General features: G+C 63.6%; 24 protein-coding genes. 2 read left to right on the top strand and 22 right to left on the bottom strand.

Features of this window, described 5'->3' with window-relative positions; genetic code table 11:
• The 9 genes from CCR94_RS02500 to CCR94_RS02465 form a co-directional block, all read right to left on the bottom strand.
• The coding region (locus CCR94_RS02500) for a hydrogenase maturation protease (RefSeq protein WP_146089825.1) at positions 1-239 on the bottom strand (239 nt) is incomplete at its 3' end.
• Positions 240-250: 11 nt separating this feature from the next.
• Entirely contained in the window at positions 251-1756 is a 1506-nt protein-coding gene (locus CCR94_RS02495) for a nickel-dependent hydrogenase large subunit (RefSeq protein WP_104506302.1), read from the bottom strand.
• Positions 1757-1758: 2 nt separating this feature from the next.
• Positions 1759-2700: an NADH-quinone oxidoreductase subunit B family protein gene (locus tag CCR94_RS02490; protein ID WP_104506309.1), complete on the bottom strand. Its 942-nt coding sequence runs from the start codon at positions 2698-2700 to the stop codon at positions 1759-1761.
• Positions 2701-3049: 349 nt separating this feature from the next.
• On the bottom strand, positions 3050-3226 hold the full coding sequence (locus CCR94_RS24915) for a hypothetical protein (RefSeq protein ID WP_158254584.1): 177 nt from the start codon (positions 3224-3226) through the stop codon (positions 3050-3052).
• A gap of 20 nt (positions 3227-3246) precedes the next feature.
• A complete protein-coding gene (locus CCR94_RS02485) occupies positions 3247-3468 on the bottom strand; it encodes a transposase (protein ID WP_184421770.1) in 222 nt (73 codons plus the stop codon).
• Positions 3469-3860: 392 nt separating this feature from the next.
• A complete protein-coding gene (locus tag CCR94_RS02480; RefSeq protein ID WP_104506308.1) occupies positions 3861-4973 on the bottom strand; it encodes an IS110 family RNA-guided transposase in 1113 nt (370 codons plus the stop codon).
• Positions 4974-5166: 193 nt separating this feature from the next.
• Positions 5167-5589 carry a type II toxin-antitoxin system VapC family toxin gene (locus CCR94_RS02475; RefSeq protein WP_104506301.1) on the bottom strand — a complete coding sequence of 141 codons (423 nt, stop codon included), beginning with the start codon at positions 5587-5589 and terminating at the stop codon, positions 5167-5169.
• Positions 5586-5840 (bottom strand): FitA-like ribbon-helix-helix domain-containing protein, encoded by a 255-nt coding sequence (locus tag CCR94_RS02470; RefSeq protein ID WP_104506307.1) that lies wholly within the window; start codon positions 5838-5840, stop codon positions 5586-5588. The genes CCR94_RS02475 and CCR94_RS02470 overlap by 4 nt, the downstream gene beginning before the upstream one ends.
• Positions 5841-5943: 103 nt before the next feature.
• Positions 5944-6288, bottom strand: a complete 345-nt coding sequence (locus tag CCR94_RS02465) for a hypothetical protein (protein WP_146089824.1) — start codon at positions 6286-6288, stop codon at positions 5944-5946.
• Between the two features lie 208 nt (positions 6289-6496).
• On the opposite strand from CCR94_RS02465, the gene CCR94_RS02460 reads away from it, so the two are divergent.
• Positions 6497-7126: a plasmid pRiA4b ORF-3 family protein gene (locus tag CCR94_RS02460; RefSeq protein ID WP_104506299.1), complete on the top strand. Its 630-nt coding sequence runs from the start codon at positions 6497-6499 to the stop codon at positions 7124-7126.
• A 17-nt stretch (positions 7127-7143) separates the two neighbouring features.
• Complete coding sequence (recD2, locus tag CCR94_RS02455; RefSeq protein ID WP_104506298.1) at positions 7144-9336, top strand: SF1B family DNA helicase RecD2; 2193 nt, start codon at positions 7144-7146, stop codon at positions 9334-9336.
• Positions 9337-9368: 32 nt separating this feature from the next.
• Here recD2 and CCR94_RS02450 read toward each other — a convergent pair whose 3' ends face one another.
• The 13 genes from CCR94_RS02450 to CCR94_RS02395 all read right to left on the bottom strand — a co-directional run bounded on the left by CCR94_RS02450 (position 9369) and on the right by CCR94_RS02395 (position 18837).
• Positions 9369-9749 carry a VOC family protein gene (locus CCR94_RS02450; protein WP_104506297.1) on the bottom strand — a complete coding sequence of 127 codons (381 nt, stop codon included), beginning with the start codon at positions 9747-9749 and terminating at the stop codon, positions 9369-9371.
• Between the two features lie 160 nt (positions 9750-9909).
• Positions 9910-10050, bottom strand: coding sequence for a hypothetical protein (locus CCR94_RS24910; protein ID WP_158254583.1), 141 nt, complete (start codon positions 10048-10050; stop codon positions 9910-9912).
• 58 nt (positions 10051-10108) lie between these two features.
• The gene (locus CCR94_RS02445; protein WP_104506296.1) at positions 10109-10423 is read right to left on the bottom strand and encodes a helix-turn-helix domain-containing protein; all 315 of its coding nucleotides are present in this window, start codon (positions 10421-10423) and stop codon (positions 10109-10111) included.
• Between the two features lie 9 nt (positions 10424-10432).
• Positions 10433-11029, bottom strand: a complete 597-nt coding sequence (locus CCR94_RS02440; protein ID WP_104506295.1) for a DUF2726 domain-containing protein — start codon at positions 11027-11029, stop codon at positions 10433-10435.
• Between the two features lie 15 nt (positions 11030-11044).
• On the bottom strand, positions 11045-13402 hold the full coding sequence (locus CCR94_RS02435; RefSeq protein ID WP_104506294.1) for a type IV secretory system conjugative DNA transfer family protein: 2358 nt from the start codon (positions 13400-13402) through the stop codon (positions 11045-11047).
• 45 nt (positions 13403-13447) lie between these two features.
• Positions 13448-13861, bottom strand: coding sequence for a hypothetical protein (locus CCR94_RS02430; protein ID WP_146089823.1), 414 nt, complete (start codon positions 13859-13861; stop codon positions 13448-13450).
• 52 nt (positions 13862-13913) lie between these two features.
• Positions 13914-15068, bottom strand: coding sequence for a secretion/conjugation apparatus DotM-related subunit (locus CCR94_RS02425; protein WP_104506292.1), 1155 nt, complete (start codon positions 15066-15068; stop codon positions 13914-13916).
• Positions 15065-15577, bottom strand: coding sequence for a lytic transglycosylase domain-containing protein (locus tag CCR94_RS02420; RefSeq protein WP_104506291.1), 513 nt, complete (start codon positions 15575-15577; stop codon positions 15065-15067). The genes CCR94_RS02425 and CCR94_RS02420 overlap by 4 nt, the downstream gene beginning before the upstream one ends.
• Positions 15574-15984 (bottom strand): hypothetical protein, encoded by a 411-nt coding sequence (locus CCR94_RS02415; protein ID WP_104506290.1) that lies wholly within the window; start codon positions 15982-15984, stop codon positions 15574-15576. The genes CCR94_RS02420 and CCR94_RS02415 overlap by 4 nt, the downstream gene beginning before the upstream one ends.
• Positions 15981-16229: an IcmT/TraK family protein gene (icmT, locus tag CCR94_RS02410; protein ID WP_104506289.1), complete on the bottom strand. Its 249-nt coding sequence runs from the start codon at positions 16227-16229 to the stop codon at positions 15981-15983. Before icmT ends, CCR94_RS02415 begins: the two co-directional genes overlap by 4 nt.
• A gap of 11 nt (positions 16230-16240) precedes the next feature.
• A complete protein-coding gene (locus CCR94_RS02405) occupies positions 16241-17413 on the bottom strand; it encodes a type IV pilus twitching motility protein PilT (protein ID WP_104506288.1) in 1173 nt (390 codons plus the stop codon).
• 4 nt (positions 17414-17417) lie between these two features.
• On the bottom strand, positions 17418-18449 hold the full coding sequence (locus CCR94_RS02400) for a type IV secretory system conjugative DNA transfer family protein (RefSeq protein ID WP_206605757.1): 1032 nt from the start codon (positions 18447-18449) through the stop codon (positions 17418-17420).
• A 13-nt stretch (positions 18450-18462) separates the two neighbouring features.
• Positions 18463-18837 carry a DotD/TraH family lipoprotein gene (locus tag CCR94_RS02395; RefSeq protein WP_158254582.1) on the bottom strand — a complete coding sequence of 125 codons (375 nt, stop codon included), beginning with the start codon at positions 18835-18837 and terminating at the stop codon, positions 18463-18465.
• Positions 18838-19021 lie beyond the last annotated feature (184 nt).

The raw sequence follows: 19021 nt of genomic DNA, 5'->3' as shown, positions 1-19021 counted from the left end.
GAGTCCACGCAAGGTTGCGCGATGCGTCCCGGCGTTCCCGCAGGCGCGAGCGCGTCCACGACAATGGCCTCGTCGCAATCCTCAAACAGCGCCAGCGCCGCCGGCCCCGCCGTTCCCGCGTCGAACAGAAGGAGATTTTCCGGGCGCGGCCTGGCCGCGAGATGCGCGAACACGGCCGCGCCAAAGCCATCGTCGCCATGCAGCGGATTGCCGAAACAAAGGATGTGGCGTCGGATCATGGCTTTTCCCTTCATGGTCCGAAATGAATCTTGCGGCCGGTGTCGAGCATATGGACGGTGCAGACCAGACAGGGGTCGTGCGAGCGGATGACATGGCCGATTTCGATGGGATCGTCGGGATCGCGCACGACCATGCCGACCAGGCTCTGTTCCCAATGGCCCGGCTGTCCCGCGCTGTCGCGCGGCGAGGCGTTCCATGCCGTGGGGGTGACGATCTGGTATTTTTCGATCTTGCCGTCGCGGACGCGAATCCAGTGCCCGAGCGCGCCGCGCGCGGCCATGGTCAGGCCATAACCGTCGCCATCGGGTTCCGCCTCTGGAGCGCGGAAATGTTCGCCGGAAAGGTTGGCCGCCAGTTGATCGAGCATGGCGCGGGCGTGGACCAGTTCATGCCCGACGCGGCGCATCCGCGCGAATTGCCGCAGCCAGGCGCCGCCGCCTTCTGCCGCGTAAATCGAAGCGATCAGGGCGTCGCCGCCGATCAGCAATTCCGCCAGCGGGCCGGTCTGCACGACATGATCGCCATAGCGCGGCGCCTTGGCCCAGGAGTAGCGTTCGCCGTCCGGCATGTAATTCGGGATGGTTTCGCCCCGCCAGGGATGGCGTCCGCCCTCATAGGGCCGGAACCAGGAATGGCGGACGTGTTCGTTGATCTGGCCCTGGTCGAGCGGCGCCAACCCTGCGCCGTCGTAAAAGCCCGAGCGCAGGATCGGCGCCTCGGGGTTTTCCGGGTCGCGCCAGGCGCCGTAGCTCAGCATGGCGCCAACGCCGGCGGCGGCGCCATGCAGGCCCAGCCCGCGCGCCGCGCGCGAGATCAGGCCGAGCGCGCTGCGCCCATGGCCGGGCGCGTCGAGCAGGGCGAAATAATCCTCGGCCTTGTCGAGCGCCATCCAGGCGTCGAGCGCAAGGCCGATGATCCGGCGCTCGTAGAATTGCTGAAATTGATCGAGCAGGGCGCGACAGGCGAAGACTTTGCGCAAATCGGCGGGCAGGGTGACGCCGCCCGGCGCCATATAGGAGGAGTGCGGCCACTGCCCGCCGAAATGGGCGATGATCTTCACCGCGTCGCGGGTGGCGGCCAGCGTCTCCAGATAGAGCGCGCCGCGAAACGGCTCGAAGGCGGCCACGACATCCGCGTACCAAGGTTCATCCGCGTAACGGGCGTTGCAGAAATCGGGCGCGAAAAACAGGATGGTCTGGCGCAGGTCGTTCTGCAAACCCTCCGCGATCAGGCAGAGATTGCGGATGCGCACGGCGTTGGGCGGCGGCGTGACGCCCCAGGCGTGTTCGAGCGCCAAGGTCGCTGCAAAGAGATGGGACGTGCTGCAAATGCCGCAGACGCGCGGTGTGATCACCAGCCCGTCGCGGGCGGCGCGGCCGATCATGATCTGTTCGAAGCCGCGATACATGGTCCCGATCGTCCGGGCTTCGACCACCACGCCATCGTCCAGCGTCAGGCCTATTTCCAGATCGCCTTCGACGCGATTGAGACTCATGTTCAGCTCGATGCGCGCCATGCTCAGACGTCCATTTTCTTGTCTTTGACACGCGTGGGCGCGGCGGCGTGGGCGAGGCTTTTGTAAGCCATGTAGCGGGCGCGTTCGACGCCGGCCGGCAGGCGCAGGGGAATGTCGCCGATCTTCGCCGTGGCGAACAGATCGGCGTCGCGGGGAAAATTCGGCGCGGTGCAGCCGAAGCAGGGCACGCCGGCGCGGGTCTTGCTGCTCACGCCTTGCCACAGGTCGCTGTTGCAGACGGCTTGCGTCATCGGCCCCTGGCAGCCGAGATTGAAGAACAGACAGGCGGGACCGCCGAGTTGCTCGTCCTCGATGTCATATTCGTGATATTCATTGCGGGTGCAGCCCTGGTGGACCTGGGTGTTGAAGAAATCCATGGGACGGTTGAGGGCGTCGAGGCGCGGCGCCATGCCGGCGGCCAGCGCGGCGAGCGTCTGGGTCATGGCGTGGGGATGGGCGGGACAGCCGGCGATATTGATGACCGGCAGCCCTGCGCGCGCGCGCCATTCCGGCGGCAGCAGGCCGCCGGGCTGCTCGCGGTCGAATTGCAGGCCGATGCAGTCGGAGGGATTGGGGCTGGCGGCGTGAACGCCGCCAAAGCTCGCGCAGGTTCCCATGGCCACGACATGCCCGGCCTTCGCCGCCAGCATTCTGACAATGTCGATGCGGGCGCGCCCCTGATAGGAGTCGAACAGGCCCGAACCGCGCGGCGCGGTGATCAGGCTGCCCTCGATGCAGATAATGTCCAGGGTTTGCGCGCCGGATTCGATGGCTTCGAGAAGTGAGTCGAACCGCTTCATCGGCGCATGGCTCAACGACGGGTGCCACAGCAATTCCAGCCCGTGCGAGGTCACCAGGCCCTCGAAACTCGGCGCCTCCGCCGACAGGATCGCCAGGGATTCGCCGCCGCATGCGCCAGTCTGAAGCCAGAATAAAGTTGTCACGTCCAACCTCTAAAGCACAGAGCAAGCTCTATGGCTTGGCAGTAACATATTTAAATTCATTTAAGTGCTGAACGATAACAATTGTTCCGTTATTACGAACGTAAGGCGTCACGATTATTTATGAGCGGAATTACACACGATCAGATCATTTGGAATTGCCGCAGCGCCCACGTCAACGCCGCCATTGCCGGGGGGGCGGCCAAAGGGACTCATCAAAAGCGCAATCTTCGGCGGAATCGCTGACCATCCCGTGATACGCTGAAAAACCACAATCGATATAACCCGCGAGGCCGGTCATCCAACCACGAACGTCCGCTTATCAGGCCGTGGCTGAAGTCGTATTCTCCGTTCAATCTGGTTCGGGCGGGATGATGGTGAACCAATACGCCCATTGGCCCTCGACAATGGCGATGATGGCGAAAACGAAGGTCTCATCGGCCTGATACGCGAATAGCAGTGCGTTTTTGGCGTCGGCTGCCTGCCTTGGCACCCCGGCGCCGAACAACGCTCGCAGCAGCAGGCCCAAGTTGAACCCCGCGGCATGGATCAGGTAGCGCTTGTGGACGTATTCGCGTCCGCGCAGCTGTCGATGCCCTCGAAATATCCGACCATGTGCATGCGAAAATACCGCCCTGGCGGCAGCGAGGGCGCGCCCATTGTCGCCGCGTAAAACGGCTTGCACACATCCTCGACGAAGGCGTCGAAGCCGGCGTCGTTCAAGACCTTGTTCAACCGGTCATAAAAGGCGTGGCCGGAAGAGCGAGGCATATCCGCCCATGTGGCGATAAGGTCATTCTGAACCCCGCCGTCCCGCTTCATCGCCATCGAAATAATCCAGCCCGATTCCCGATTATGTGAGGGAATCAGCCAAGGGAGACTTCGTCAACGGGCTGTTCTCATGTTCGCAGTCAACCGTTTTGAGCACAGAAGATCGCACTGGTTCGGCCCAGGCGCTGATTTTTAGAATGCCCACGGCCGGAGACGGGGCCTGAGACGACGGTTGAGCAAGCTCTCATGCGCGGGTTGGATACCGCATGACCGTGGTTTCGTCTTGGGCTGCCTCGGTCTAAGGGCGAGCGTCGGCAAAGCCGGCTCATAACAGCGCGCGAGGATTCCCGAACCGCGCCCGTCTCCGGCCGTGGGCATTGTTTGAGCCGATGTTAAATCGCGCGAGGAGCCTGGACGGATTGGGCGATCGCCCAGATAAACCCGAGCATCTCGCGGGCGATGGCGGTGGTGACCACGACCTTGGGCTTTCCCGCCGCGGCGAGGCGGCGATAGCGGGCGCAAAGCCGGACCTGCGCCTTCCAGGCGATGTCGCGCACGGTTTGCGGCAAGCCGTCGATCCGGTCGTGCAGCTTGCGGCTGACGCGCGCCTGCATGCGATAGGTCCAGGCGCCTTCAATCAATGCCCGTCGCGCCAAGGCGTTGCCGGCCTTGGTGATGCCGGCCCGGCGGACAGTGCTGCCGCTGGAGTGCTCGGAGGGAACCAGGCCGAGATAGGCCATCAATTGTCTGGGATTGGCGAAACGCGTGAAATCGCCGACTTCGGCGACAACTGTCACCGCGACGACGAAAGCCACGCCCCGCATGGCCTGCAATGCGGCGACCACCGGAGCTTGCGACCAGTTTTGCGCCAAGTCCGCGATTTGCTGGGTGAGGCGCTCAACTCTCTCTTCACCGGCTGTGACCGCATTGATGTAATCCTGAAGCACCACTTGCTGCGCGGAATGGTCGAACCGGACCGTCGTCAGCCAGCGGCGATAGGCCAGCGTCCATCCCGTCTTGCCGGAATAGATGCGCCCATGCCGAAGGAGAAAACCTTGCAGATGTTGCCGCGCCTTGACCAACACCCGCACGGCGGTCGAGCGCGCGCGAATAAGATCGCGCATGGCCTCATGGGCGTCATCGGGAACCCACACCGCTGTCAGCTCTCCGGCCCGGTGGAGTTTGGCCAACATCACGGCGTCACGCCGGTCGGTCTTGACCCGGTCGCCTGGCTTCATCGGAATGAGCGACGGCGCCACCACCACGCATTCATGACCAAGGCCGATCAGCTGACGATAAAGGCCATATCCGCAAGGCCCTGCTTCGTAACAGAAAGACAGGGAACGTCCGCCCTTCGCCAGGCGCTCCACCAATTTCTTGATGTGATCAGGGTGATTGATAAAATTGCCGAGTTCGCGGACCTCGCCGCCCCGAGCGCCCTCTGCGACGGCGACCGCAACAGTCGCCTTATGGACATCCAGTCCAACGAAAACGATATTATTCATCAGGCCCGTCCCCCATGTCTGAGGCTCGGCGCCGGCCAGCCCGGCGCAATCCTCGATTAGGGACATGCTGTGGGGCGGGCCGCCATCGCTTTTACCGGGCGAACATAGGGTCTATGGCTCGAACCTGCCCTTGCTGGCGCCGCTCGGGACCGTCAGCTGTCCGCCGAGGGCGGCTTGTCAACCATTGCCATGGTCAGGCGCCAGCGATCCAGGGGTCGATCACGATTAGGCCGGCGGCTGCGAATGCGCTGGCATCGCGGGATGCGACGGCAAAACCGTGTGAAGCGGCTATGGCGGCGATGTAGCCGTCCGCTGTGGGGAAGCCTTTCCCGGCGGCGCGCGCCTTCACAGCCATGCCGGAGTAGCGGCGCGCCGCATTCGTATCGAACGGCAGGATACGGTCCACGAAGAAGTCAAGCACCCCTTCGAGGGCGGCTGCCAGCTTATCCTTGCGCTTGCCTGCGGGAAGCGCGCCGATGCCGAACATCAACTCCGCGATCGTTACGCTCGAGAGAAAAAGCGTCTCCGCGGCCTGTTCATCCAGCCATCGGCGGACTGCCGGCGCCGGTTCAGGCTTCATTGCCTCGGAGACGACATTGGTGTCGAGCAGGATCATTCGAAGCGCAGCGGCTCTGCGGGCTTATGTTCGCAAGCCCGTTCGAGGGCCTCCACGTCGCCGTTGGCCAGGCCGATCGAGCGGCTCATTTCCGCTAGGGCGCTGCCGAGGCGAAGGCGATTGGCCGGGAGCACCGCGGCTTCCAGGATGTCGCGCATTTCCGCTTCTGTGCTGCGGCCGTGCTGCGCCGCGCGGACTTTTAGGGCGCGATGCGTTTCGTCGGAGAGGTTGCGGATGGTGACGGCGGGCATGATGGCGTTCATCGATAACTGATGGCGATGCCATCAACATAAAGATGATGATATCGTTGTGCAAGGGCGCCAGCTTGGCGCATTAGCGGCTTTTCTCAGCGTCTCAAGGTTGCGGTCCCTGCATTGCGCCCTCACGAAAATGTCGCCAAGCGGCCGGAGGGTCGGCAGCATCCGTCCATTGGCAGTCACCGCGATCATAGATTTTGATGGCGGCCCGCCGGCTATCCGGAAGCCATAGCATCAGGACGCGATCGTCGCCGGTTTCGGGCCGCTCAAAAATCTCAATCCGCTTGTCGCCACCGAATTGCTCCCAGACATCGATGAGCGCGTATCGGTATGGCAAGAGCGCCGGCTGAACATTTTGGATTTCGTCGAGATAGGCGCGTGGCCCTTCAACGTCGGCAAAACGCCTGTCGGACTTGAGAACCATCGTCAATATCGGCGTCATGCCAAACATCCTCCGAGAACTGGTCCGTCCGGCCAAGTTACGCTTTCATGTCGTGTCCACAAGGCTCACTTTCGCCGCGATCCCTTCGCCGTCGGTTCACGACCGCGAGCTGGGTCTGTGCGCCGTCGACGCCCTCGCGTCCGCCTCGACAATCATTGTCCCTACACGACATTGCCCTCTGGCGACGCTCACGCCATAGTCTTGCGCCATGGCCAGTCTTTCCCATCCTGACGACTTCGTTATCGCCGCCGATGTCCACATCCTCGAAGTCGAGCCGAGGGTCAGTCGCGCCCTTGAGCTTCCCGTCGATCTCAATTTCGCGCAACTCCACGAGGTGCTTCAGGCGGCTTTTGGTTGGACGGACAGCCATCTTCACGAGTTCAATGTCGGCGGACTGATCGTCGGCGCGCCGGAATCCAGCGATGACGGGTGGTCCAGGCGTCAAACCTTCGAAGCCACCGAAGTCTGGTTGCGAGACCTCGAGTTTCCGCGCGACGAAGACGACAGCCTCAGAATTCTTTACGTGTATGACTTTGGCGACAATTGGCGGCACGAGCTGGTGTTGCGACGCATCCCCGCGCAAGCTGGGGTAAAATATCCCCGATGTGTCGCCGGCAAACGATCCAGCCCTCCAGAGGATGTCGGCGGAACGACGGGATACTTCGACTTCCTTGAAGCCTGGCTTGATCCCGCGCATGACGAGCACAGGGCGATGCGGCGCTGGGCCGGGCGGAAATTCGACCCCGAGCGCTTCGATCTCGACGCCACGAACAAGGCGATCAGGAAAGCTCTCCGCCTTTGGCAAGGCGATTACGGCTTCAGGCTAGGGCGGCCGTGACGAGAGGTTCGGCAAATTTGACCAGCGCGCCGGAAACACCACACAGAGAGACGCTGGTCGGCTCAGTCGAGCGCGTGACCTTTCACAACGAGGACAGCGGCTTCGCCGTCCTGAAGGTCAAGGCGCGTGGTCACCGCGATCTCGTTCCCCTCATCGGCCACGCGGCGTCGATCTCTGCCGGCGAGTTCATCCACGCCGTCGGCGTCTGGATCACCGATCGGACGCACGGGCTGCAATTCAAAGCCGACTTTCTGAAGACCACGCCGCCGACCACGGCAGAGGGGATCGAGAAATACCTCGGCTCCGGCATGGTGCGAGGCATCGGCCCCAAGCTAGCCCAGAGGATCGTCGCCGCCTTCGGCGTGGCGACCTTCGAGATCATCGAGGCCGAACCCGTGCGACTGCGCGATGTCTCCGGCATCGGGGAAATGCGAGCGGCGCGGATCGCCGCCGGCTGGGCCGAGCAGAAGGCGGTGCGCGACATCATGTTGTTTCTGCACGCCAATGGCGTGGGGACCTCGCGCGCGGTCCGGATTTTTAAAACCTACGGCCATGACGCCATCCAGGTGATGACGGAAAACCCCTACCGCCTGGCGCGCGACATCCGGGGCATCGGCTTTCGCAGCGCCGACGCCATCGCCATGCGGCTCGGCCTGACCAAAGAGTCGCCGCAGCGGCTGCGCGCCGGTGTCTCCTTCGCCTTGCAGGAAGCGACCGACGATGGCCATTGCGGATTTCCCAGGAACGAACTGCTCCGGTTGGCGGCCGACCTCCTCGATGTTCCCGCCCGCCCGATCGAGACCGCGCTAGCCGATGAACTGGGCGCTGGCGAGGTGATCGCGGACGTCATTGAGGGAACCGACTGCATTTTCCTGCGGGGCCTGCACATCGCGGAACGAGGCGTCGCCGACCGGTTGCTCTCCCTGCGCGCCGGCGCGACGCCGTGGCCGGAGATCGACGCCCCGGTCGCCGTGGCGTGGGTCGAGAAGAAGACGGGGAAGACGCTCGCGGCGTCGCAGCGCGAAGCCGTCGCCATGGCGCTGAAGTCGAAGGTCTTGGTCGTGACCGGCGGCCCCGGCGTCGGCAAGACCACGCTGCTGGACGCCATCCTGAAAATCCTGACCGCGAAGAGCACGAAAATCCTGCTCGCCGCGCCGACGGGCCGCGCCGCCAAGCGCATGACCGACCAGACCGGCATGGAGTCGAAGACCATTCATCGGCTGTTGGAAACCGATCCGAAGGAAGGCGGTTTTAAGCGCAGCGCCGACAACCCGCTCGACTGCGACCTGCTGGTCGTCGATGAGGCCAGCATGATCGACGCGCCCCTGATGTTCGCCCTGCTGAAGGCGCTGCCGACGAAGTCGGGGCTGATGCTGGTCGGCGACGTCGACCAGCTTCCCTCTGTCGGCCCTGGGAGAATTCTCGCCGACATCATCGACTCCGGCGCTCTGCCCGTCGCGCGCCTCACCGAAGTGTTCCGGCAGGCGGCGGAAAGCCGGATCGTGGTCGGCGCCCACCGGGTCAACGAGGGCAGGATGCCCGAATGGCCGAGGCGGGGCGAGGACGCCGACTTCTTCTTCGTCGAGGCGGCGTCACCGGAAGAAGGCGCCGCCAAGGTGGTGGAGATCGTGCGCGACCGCATCCCGCGCCGGTTCGGGCTGGATGCGGTCGGCGACGTACAGGTGCTCTGCCCGATGCAACGGGGCGCGCTCGGCGCGCGGGCGCTCAACGCCGACCTGCAAAAGGCGTTGAACCCCAATCCCGCCGACCGGATCGAGCGGTTTGGCTCGGTGTTCGCGCCCGGCGACAAGATCATGCAGACCGAGAACGACTACGATCGCGAAGTCTTCAATGGCGACCTCGGACGCGTCGTCCGCATCGACCGGGAGGAAGGCGCCCTGCTCGCCAGTTTCGACGGCCGCGAGGTGACCTATGCGTTCGGGGAACTGGACGCCGTGGTTCCCGCCTATGCGACCACGATCCACAAGTCGCAGGGGTCCGAATATCCCGCCGTCGTCGTCACGCTGGCGACCCAGCACTACACGATGCTGGCGCGGAACCTCGTCTACACGGCGGTCACCCGAGGCAAGCGGCTGGTTGTAATCGTCGGGCAGAAGCGGGCTCTTGCCATCGCCATCAGGAACGTGCGGACGAACAGGCGCTGGACGAGGCTGAAGGAGTGGTTGTCGAAGGCGACACTCCCGGCCTAACCGGGCCGGGTCCCGCTCCTCGCAGCGATCAGCTAACCCGGAACCGCTTCCATCACAAAGGCATTCAGCTTGTTGCCGTCGAGGTCCCGAAAATAGGCCGCATAAAAGCCAGGGAACCGTTCACCCGGTTTTCCTTCATCCGTGCCGCCGTGTTGAAGCGCTATCGCGTAAAGGCGCTCGACCTGCGCTCGGTCCTTTGCCTCAAGCGCCACCACCACACCGTTGCCAACGGTCGCCCGATCGCCGTCAAATGGTTTGGTCAGACCGACCCCTGCTCCGCCGCCCGGCGCGCCCCAGGCGATAAAGCGTTCGGTCTCCATCATCCGCCCGACGCCCATTTCCCGAGCCAAGGCATCATAGAACACTGCGCCGCGCGCCAAATCATTTGTGCCAAGCGTGACATATCCGATCATTTTGGCTCCTGCCCAATGATATCAAGAATGGCCGGTATTTATGGAAATCCGTCTATCAAGTCCAGCGACCGACCGCTTCGGCTCTCGAGCGCACATTTTCCGGCGCTTTCGCTATCCGCCGCCTTTGGCCCTCGCGAGCTGACTCTGCGTCGCGGCTATTTCACCAGTTGCGCTGCGACGCCAGGGCGTCCACGAGCCCCTCGAGCTCCCGCCAAATGGACAACAGCGTTGCCTTGGTCGCCCCCGGATCGATCAGATAGGCGACTGCGATTGCGAACAACAGAAGCGTCGAAAGGCGCATTTCTCGGTTCCTTTGGCTTGCTGCTTCAAGCGTCAAAGCAGTTTGGTAAAATCAATTTCTAATAACGTCTCGTCGTAACGCCCCTAGTAAACGCCTCATCCGACGATTTGATATTGAACCCAACATCAAAAAATACGCTAATATCAACCTCCAGCGCCTGGGCGAGCAGAACAAGGATTGCGATGGATACGTTGATTGCGCCACCTTCGATTGCGACGACTGTCGGATGCGCTATACCCGCCTTCGCCGCCAAAGCGCGGCCAGACAGGGACCGAGCCTTGCGCAAATTATATACGCGCTCAGCCAATGTATTTAATACGCCATCAAGTGTAGTCTGCTGCGCATCATTAAGTTGCAGGGTTTTCTTTCCCATGACACGCCCCTATTTGTTGGATGACACAATCAAACCAGGGATCACAGGGCCTTGCTTGGCCACATTTGGCGGGAAGGAAGCAAGCGCCAGCCCATTGGCTTGCAGAAGCTGCCCCAACCCAATCTCGCTATAGGCAAACCGAGCTCTGACACGCACGAGCCGCAAACCGGCCTCGGCGCAGACCCGATTGACCAGCGCATCGCGCCCCCGACGGTCGCTGGCGTCGTGGGTCCGATCATCGACTTCAAGGACCATCACCGGATCGAGCGTCGCCCGATCGCAGACCACAAAATCGACGCTCTTGCCGAAGACAGGCCGCATCATGTCGAACCGGGCGCCTTTCGAGCCTTCTACGTCAACCAGGTCGGCCAACCGCACCTGGGCGAACACGCGATAGCGGGCGCTGACAACACGGTCGAGTTTGCTCAGGAATTCCTTTTCATTGCGGCTCAGAAATCGCCCGCGGCAATAACGCGCCTTCTCACTCCAGAGCGAGAATCCGTTGCGACGTCCGCCACGCGCAAAAGCGACGACCTCAGAGAGGCCGAGAATAATCACCCCGACCACGAGAACTACGACGCTCGCGGACATCAACTGATCGACCATGGGAGGGCTCCTTACTTACATGCTCATGCTGGCGGTTTGGACCGGACGCGGTTCTTGCAGCTTGCCACGCGCCGCATCCATTTCTTGCGTGAGCGCCCCGATCTCACTGCGGATTCTCGCGAATTGGTCCGCCGAAATCGCCGCGCCTGGCGCAATGTGACCGCCAGCTTTGGCCACGCCCACAAGCCGGCGCACCGCCTCTCGGCTCACCCCGACATCGCCGCCGGCGGCTTCCTCAACCGCGAGCAATTTGTTGATCGTTTCGAGATCGGCCGGTTCGATCAGGTCATCGCCGCTCGCCGGCGCCGGCTCACGGCTCCGCCCGGCCGACGCCCGCTCCAGCATGGTGGCGACCAAAGCTTCGACCGAGTGCTCTGGCGCCGGCATGTCTTGCGCCTGTGCGCCAGCGGCCCGAAGCGCCTCGGCGACGCAAGCCTGCGCGTCGCGCCCGTCGGCCGAGGCGCGCGCGAAGCCCTTGATCATCGAATCCAGGGCTGGCGACCGTTCCGCGCGCCGGCCGCCAGTTCCAAGCCCGCGTTCGATCCGGTTCACGAGCGCATCGACCTCGGCAGCGTCGGCGTTGATCTTCGCAATGTTGGGCGGCGGCAGCGCGACACAGCGGTTCAACCGCATCGGTCCGGCCACCTTCACATCGGCATGAAACAGCTTGGCGTGGATGCGCCGGCCGCCAAACAGGATGATCGCCTCACCTTCGATCAGGCTTTGCAGGTCACGCCAATCGATCCGCGACGTCTCCCGCAAATCCGCCGACCGCGCACCCGTGAATTCCCCGGAGTCGTCCGCCTGAAAGTTCGACACCTGCGACACGATCGTCCGGCCCGCCGTGCCCTCGATCCATTCCCGCGTCCGATTGGCGTCCTGCAGACGCATGGCCACGGTCAAATTCGCATTGCCGAGCAGGGAGGCGGTTTTCTCCCCCAGCCGCGCCCAAATGCCCGAAACCTCCTGCAGGCCGAGCCAGAACATGAAATTCAGGCCGCGTCCCATAGCGAGCATCCGGTCCATGCCGGAGGTCGCGTAACTCGCCACTTCGTCCAGCACCACATGAAACGGCGCGGAGCCCATACCCGGCTTGTTGGCGACGATCGCGTCGTGATCGCCCTCCAGGCGCGAGCCAAGCATCTGGGCCATCATGCCGCGCAGAGAGGCGACGACGATCTTGCCGAGCGCGGCGAGACGGTCGTCCGAGCTTTCGAGCGCGGGGAGGTTCACAACGAGAATGCGCCGGTTGAGCACGACGTCGCGCATGTCCACTTCGGATTGCTGCACCTTGAAGATGTGGCCGAGCGAGACGCCCAGGAGTTCGAAGGTGCGGGTAAAATAGAACACCGCGAAGCCGTGCTGCTTCGACGGCTCCTCGGTCTTCTGCTTATTCCAGGCGAGAGACATATCGTAGGCCGGCAATTCGCCGAGATAGGCGCGCAACGGATAGATCACGTCCTCCGGAATGTCGGACACATCGATGTCTTGCGTCTCGCCGGTCGCGGGATCGCGAAGCTCGAAGACCCTGTTGATCGCCACCTTCCAGATGCAGCGCAGTTCAAAGCTCTGGCGGATCGTCTCGATGTTGAGCGAAACGCCCTTGTTGTCGCGCATCCACACCAGCACCGGCGACAAGGTTCCGACCAGCGCGACGGCGCGGTCGCGGAACACCTGATTGGAATCGCCCGAGGTCGTCTCCCCGAGTTGGCTCGACAACATTTCACCGATCGCATCGGCGTTGCCCACAGCGAACGGATTGAACGTGTTCGATTGCTTCTCGCCCGACGCCGTCATGAAGTTCAAGCACAAGACGTCGTCTTCCCGCCCGAACCGTCGCGCGAGCGCCAGAATCTCGCCAAAGAGCTTGTTGTCGGCTTTACCGTCGACCAACACGAAGCCGCTGCCATGCGCCAGCGCATTGGTGAGAAAGCCGACCAGCGCCGTTGTCTTGCCGGCGCCGGTCGTGCCCGGCACAGTCGCGTGCTGTCGCCCGTCATCCGATGACAGCCACAGCTCCCGGCCCTTGAGATCGCGGCCAAGATAAATGGTCCCGGCGGCGCGCCTGGGGCTCCGATCCGCCGGGGAGGGATAATTGTAGTCCTTGGTCCGCGCGCTCATCGGAAGCCGCAGAGGCAGGGTCAACTTCCGCTTCAAGACCATGATCGCGTAGATCACCGACGCCGGGGCCAACAGGTTTACGAGCGCCGGTTCAATCACCATCGCTCCTGCGGCGAGGGAGAGAACCAGACCCGACGCCTCGCTCAGGAGGAATTCGGCCATCCGCGTGGTCAGGGGCCGCACGTCGCGCCTGAGCCGACTGCTCGACACCTCAAAGCGCTCTTGCGGACCTACGATCTCACGTTGCAGCATCGCCTCACTTCCAACTTGTCCCCGATCCCGAAATAACGCCGCGCCTCAGCGCAGGCCGAAGGCTCCGGTTCCCCGACGAGACGGTTCCCCGCTGTTTTCACCCGCATTCACCTCGGGTCTTGGATTCGGCGCAGGCGCCGGCACAACCTCCCTCGGTATGTCCGCCATTGACGGCAGTTGCGTCAGCGGCGGGGTGGCGAACTCCGCGCGGCTTGTGGCGCTGTTTTCCAGAACGCGATGGACAAAGCTCGCGCCAATTCCACCGACAATCAGCAGGCTGACTACGGTGAAAGACTTCGCCAGCAAGCGTCGGGGCCTCGGCGGTTCCAGCTGCGGCGCCGCGTTCGGGCCGCCCGGCCAGTCCCGCCAATCCGGGCGGGGGTCTCCCGCTACCGACAAGTGAAGGTGCAACTCGACTTTGACCATCCGTTCGTTCGCCGCCTCAAATTCCTGCGTCATCGACATCATCCTCCAGATCGATGATGCGAGGATCGGAGGCATTGGCGCGAACTCAAAACGCGCCCTGCCCTTTCAATGCGATTTTCAAAGCAGCGATTGCGCTGTCCAATTCGGGGATGGCCAAGGCGCGACCGACGCCCCTTTCGGCCTCCCAATGACTGCGGGCGGCGACTGCCTCGACGCGCGGGCAAGGATGAGGATGGGCGCGCCGTCCGTCGCTTTCAAAGCCAAGGGAATGCAACGCCCACCACAAATCGCGATCAACGAGTTTCAGAAACGCGAATTGCGCCGGAGCCAGAGCGCCGGCCCGCGCCCGCGCCTCGCACAACACCGTCATCAGGCCCGTCGTCGAAAAGAAGTGCCGCCCCATCGCCTCGATCGGGCGTAAGGCGATGGCCTGTTCGCTCAAGACCTGCTCCGCCATTTCCACGACCTCACGGGAAAACGCCAGCGCTTGTTCCGGGCCAGCCGGCCCGTCGTCTCTATCGAGCCGAAGCGACGCCGACAAAAGCCCGAGCAGATTGACCGCCTCGTCCCGCCGACAAGCGTCGTGGAGGGCGAACACCGCCAGCATGCACTTCACCGCAGCCGGCGCGTTCTTGAGGCCGCGCCAGGGTTTGCCCAATTGCCGAGCGAAGGCTTCGCGCGCCATCAATTCGTCAAAACCGCCATCCTCTCCGGTCGCCCAAAACCGCACCCATTCCTCGGGCCGCAGAGCCGGATCGGCCGGACGCGGACGGTCCTTGCGCACGCCGGCGAGCCCGAGCTTCCTGCCGACCGTCCACGAGATGAATGGAAAACTCTTGGCTTGCTCACGCATCAGGCCTTCGAGATCGAGCCGGCGCGAGAACCTTTGGTTTCCAGCGCGCGTAAAACACAGCAGCGCGAGGCTCGCCGTGATCCCGACCGCCGGATAAATGAAGAACGCGCCGATATTCCGATAGAGCCGGACAAGCTGATCGAACTTTACGTTCACGGGATTGGCTCGCATGACCTGGGCGTCGGCCATGCGGAATCGGTCGGAGATTTCCCCGATCGCCTGCATTTCCCAATGGGCGATCCACATCGCGACAGTGCTGATTTCCGCGTGATAGGACTGCCATGACAGCCACAGCAACACACCGCCGCCGGCCAGGATCACCACGAACAGCACCGCCGTCGAATCGCCGCCGCCCCCGCCGCCCCGGTATCCCCGCGCCGGCGTCATTTCGCCGTCCTTTCAAGCGAGGCGATTCCCTGCTCGCGACGCAGGCGCATGGCCTGTTCATAGACGCTCTTGAGATAGGCCCTCTTATGGCTGGGATTATGCGAGTGATAGATCGCCACGCCTTCCCACAAATTGCCCGGCGCTTCGTCGAGCGCCTGGCGCAAAATCCACGCGCCCGCCTCGACATTGGCGCAAAAATTATCCCTCAACGCGAGATAGGCCGCATCCTTGGACGTCCTCCAGCGCTGCGCCAGCTTTCCCACCCAGATATCGTTGACCTGCATCGGACCGATATCGACCGTGTCGTTCTTGTTGGGGCTCACGGCGCCCAGGCGCCCGCGTTCGACCTGCAACAAAAGCACCAGCACGCCGGCGGGCACTTGATGCGCGCTCGCCGCCGCCTTGAGGCAAGCCTCGACCATGGTTTCGTCGGCGCGAGCGCCGCTCCCGATGACAAACATCATAGCGCAGGCGACCGCGCCGCCGAGGATCGTCGCGCGCCGCCTCATTTTGAGGCCCTTCGGGCTTCGTATCTCGCGGCGGCTTCATCGAACACCCGAGGAAACTCCAGCACCATGATGCCGCGCTCCGTCGTCGCCTGCGCGATCGCCTCCATGGTCGCCAGGAGCACTTCCGAGACCGTCTCGGCCGCGATCGCCTCCACCCGCCAGGAGAAGAACGCGCCGATATCGCGATCGAGCTTCAGACCGAAGGTCTCGCCAAACGCATCGAGCGCGAGCGCTTCGCCCGAGGCCAGGAACACCGGCAGCAGCCCATCGGGCGCCGCCGCCGCATCCGGGGGAACGATAATGACCTCGCCCCCTGCCCGATCCTCCAGCAGCACGTCACGCCCGCAATCGAGCAGGAGCAGGCGCACGACCTCCGCCACATAGGCGACGTTAAGACCTTCGGTCACGCGAGCCTCCTGCATTTCCAGGCAGGAATGGCCGGGCGAAACGGGCCGACAATGAGCCGGCGGATCATCCGCAGCGTCACCGGAACGGTCATGCCGGCCCAACTGATCACCGAGAACGAGATCACGCCGATCAGCGCGATGTAAAAAGTCGTCCACGACCAATAGACGACGAAGACAAGCACCGGCAGACAGGCGCGCGCGTCGAGCACCCACACCTTGACCGGCTTTCCAGTATCACGCCACATGCGACCCCCTCCTATTCGATCTCGCGCCACACGGCGGCGGCGGTTTCCTCGTCGATCCGACCCTCCTTGAGCGCGGCCTCGATCGCCCGCGCATAGGGTTGTCCGGTCCGCTCCAGGCTCTCGATGGTGATCTGCGCCCAATCGTCGGCTCTTGCCGTGGCGAGCCGGCGCCGGAAATCGGCGTCGCACACCAGGAATTCACGCAAGGGCGTCCAGCGCCCTTCCGGTGTCCGCACCAGCCGTTGATTGATGACCAGCCGAAGCGCCTGCGCCAGAGCGATCATCTGATCCTTGATTTGATCGGGCGGCAGCAGACTGGCGACCCGCTGCATGGTGAGCGGCACCGTCTCCGCGTGCAGCGTGGTCGAGGTGGCGTGACCCGAGATCGCCGCGTGAATGGTCGCGCGCATATGCTCGGGCTTGCGACACTCGCCGACGATGATGTCCGTTGGCTGGCGGCGCATCGCGCCTTCCATGAAAGCGTCGAAGCTCGGCAGGTTGCGCGGGATTTCGCTCTGCGTGATCGTGCTCGTCGGACTTTTCACCCGATCGAGCAGAAACTCGATCGGCTCAGCGCATTCGATGATGTTGTGATGGCCGTTGGGGTCCATCAGCTTCGCCATGGTCATCCCGCCGATCAGGGTCGATTTGCCCGAACCCGTCGCGCCGGAGACGATCATCAGGCCCTTGTTCATGCGGAAATTCGCGAGAATGCCGGGCTCGACATTCTGCTTATCCAGCGGCGGAGGAAGATCCTTCACCGGCCGAATGACGGCGTGGATGCCGGTTCCTTGGCTCGTAACCGAGGGCGTGATGTTGACGCGAAAGCGCAGCACTTCCTTGCGCGGCACGCCGATCACATACATCACATTGATGTCCTGGCCGCTTTGCAGCCGCGCCATGCCATCCGCGCCGTAGAGGTGATTGACGATCGCGGCCGAGTCGCGCTCGTCAAGCGTATGACGAGACTTGACCTTGTAGTTGCGCCCATACCGCCGAAACGCCGCTGGCTGGAAGGTCGCGAACTGGACCTGCTCAGCGCCGATTTTGTGGGCGTGGCTCATGAACGCGTCAAGGCCAGGCGCATGGCTGCGGCTGTCAACCACCCAGCGCTCGCCGTTGTCCTTCCACTCGCAGTCATCGACGTCATCGGACGCGTCGGGATGTTTGATCCTGTTCAACATCGCGTCACCTCGGGCAATCGTGGGAGCCGCCCGACCACGGCTTTCCGTTGGCGCGCAAGCCCGGTTGCGCCGTGATCCGCACCACGCGATCGCCGCCGCGCAATTCGGCGCCGCCGCCATCGACGGCTTTCTCGTTAAAGACGATGCGCGGGTTTTCGACGAGGTTCTTGCCCAACAGCACGCGATAACGCGCCATGCCCATGATATCGCGCTGGAGACGGCCGAGATCGGCGAGGAAGATGTCGACAGCCTGCTTTTCGCCGCGCGCCCAGCCTTCGGCGACAAACTTGTTCCAGTATTCGACCTCCTGGTCGGTGCGCGGCAGCACAGCGTCGGCGGGCTGGCGCGGCCATCCCCAATCGCGCACCAGATAGCTTCGCCAGTTTGGCGGGGCCGAAGCCAGCCGCGCCGCGCGGGTGATCGAGTAGACGCAGGCCGTCTCGCGCGCGACCTGACCCTGTTCGCTGAGCGCGAAGGCCATTTGCGCCTCGGACACGATCGGCGGCACCATGAGAATGGCGCTGCCCGGATGACGCAGGATAACGGCGTCGAAATCGTAGGTGCGATCGAGTTTGTCCTCGTAACGGCGCAGCATTTCGTTGAGCGCGAAGGCGCGCGCGGCGAGTCCGCCTTTAGCGCCATAGGTGGCGCCGGCGTCGCGCAACGTCTCCTCGCGCCCTGGCTCCAGCGGCGGTGCGCCGGGGACGCCGAGAACAGTCCCTGGCCGCGCCGCCTGAAGCAATTCAAGGGACGGCGGGCGCTCGCCGCCGACGACAGCGGGCGCCTCGAGAGCGCCCGTCACCGGCTTGTTCACCGGATTGCCCAATTCGTGCGCGCGCCGGTCGACCTCCTCCGGCGAGGGGGCGGGCGGAACGGGCATGACGATGACGCCGTCGGGACGGTAGGGCGCAGCCGGCGCGGCCGGCGCGAAGGGCGCGACCGGTTGCGCTGGCGGCGGCTCCTTGAAGATGAGCAGGCCGTCCGCCGCAATCGCCCTGTTTGCGCACAAAACAATCGCCGCCGCTGCGGCGTTCATGAGAAAATGCCGCTTAGCCAAGATAGACAACCTCCACAAGGTGATGCTGGGGATCGACGCGAACATGCGCCTTGGGCCCGGCCTGGTCGCCGAGTTCGCGGAAAAGGTCGTAGACGCGGCGCGGCCTGGGATCGATCGCGACCTGCGGTCGCTGCGTGAAGATCGACGCGTTCTTGATCACGAGCTCGTAGCCGACGAGCCGCGTCAATTCTCGGACCGCGTCATCGAGCGATCCATTAAATTGGAACGAAACTTCGCGATCGAGCTCGCCGGGCACGACCTTCGGCCGCGCCGCCGCAGCGGCCGAAGGTCGCATGTCGCCGATGCGCGCCATTTCGCGGCCGGTGTCCCCCATACTCTGCTGCAACGCGAGTTCCGCATTGGGCATGCCGGGCGCCGCCACCGTCGTCGGGATCGGCGTGACGGTCGAGCAGCCGCAAAGACCGATGACCACCGCTGCAATCGAAATCGAATCTGAAAGCCTTTGCCTCATCGTTCACCCATGCCTCTTTCGTCGCCCATCAGCTTTGGCGGCGATGGCGCGAAGTCGAACAGCAATCTTGAAAAAAATA

The sequence above is a fragment of the Rhodoblastus sphagnicola genome (assembly GCF_002937075.1).
Lineage (GTDB): Bacteria > Pseudomonadota > Alphaproteobacteria > Rhizobiales > Beijerinckiaceae > Rhodoblastus > Rhodoblastus sphagnicola.
Note: the sequence above shows the minus strand (reverse complement) of the source record. Positions and strands in the feature narration are given on the sequence as shown.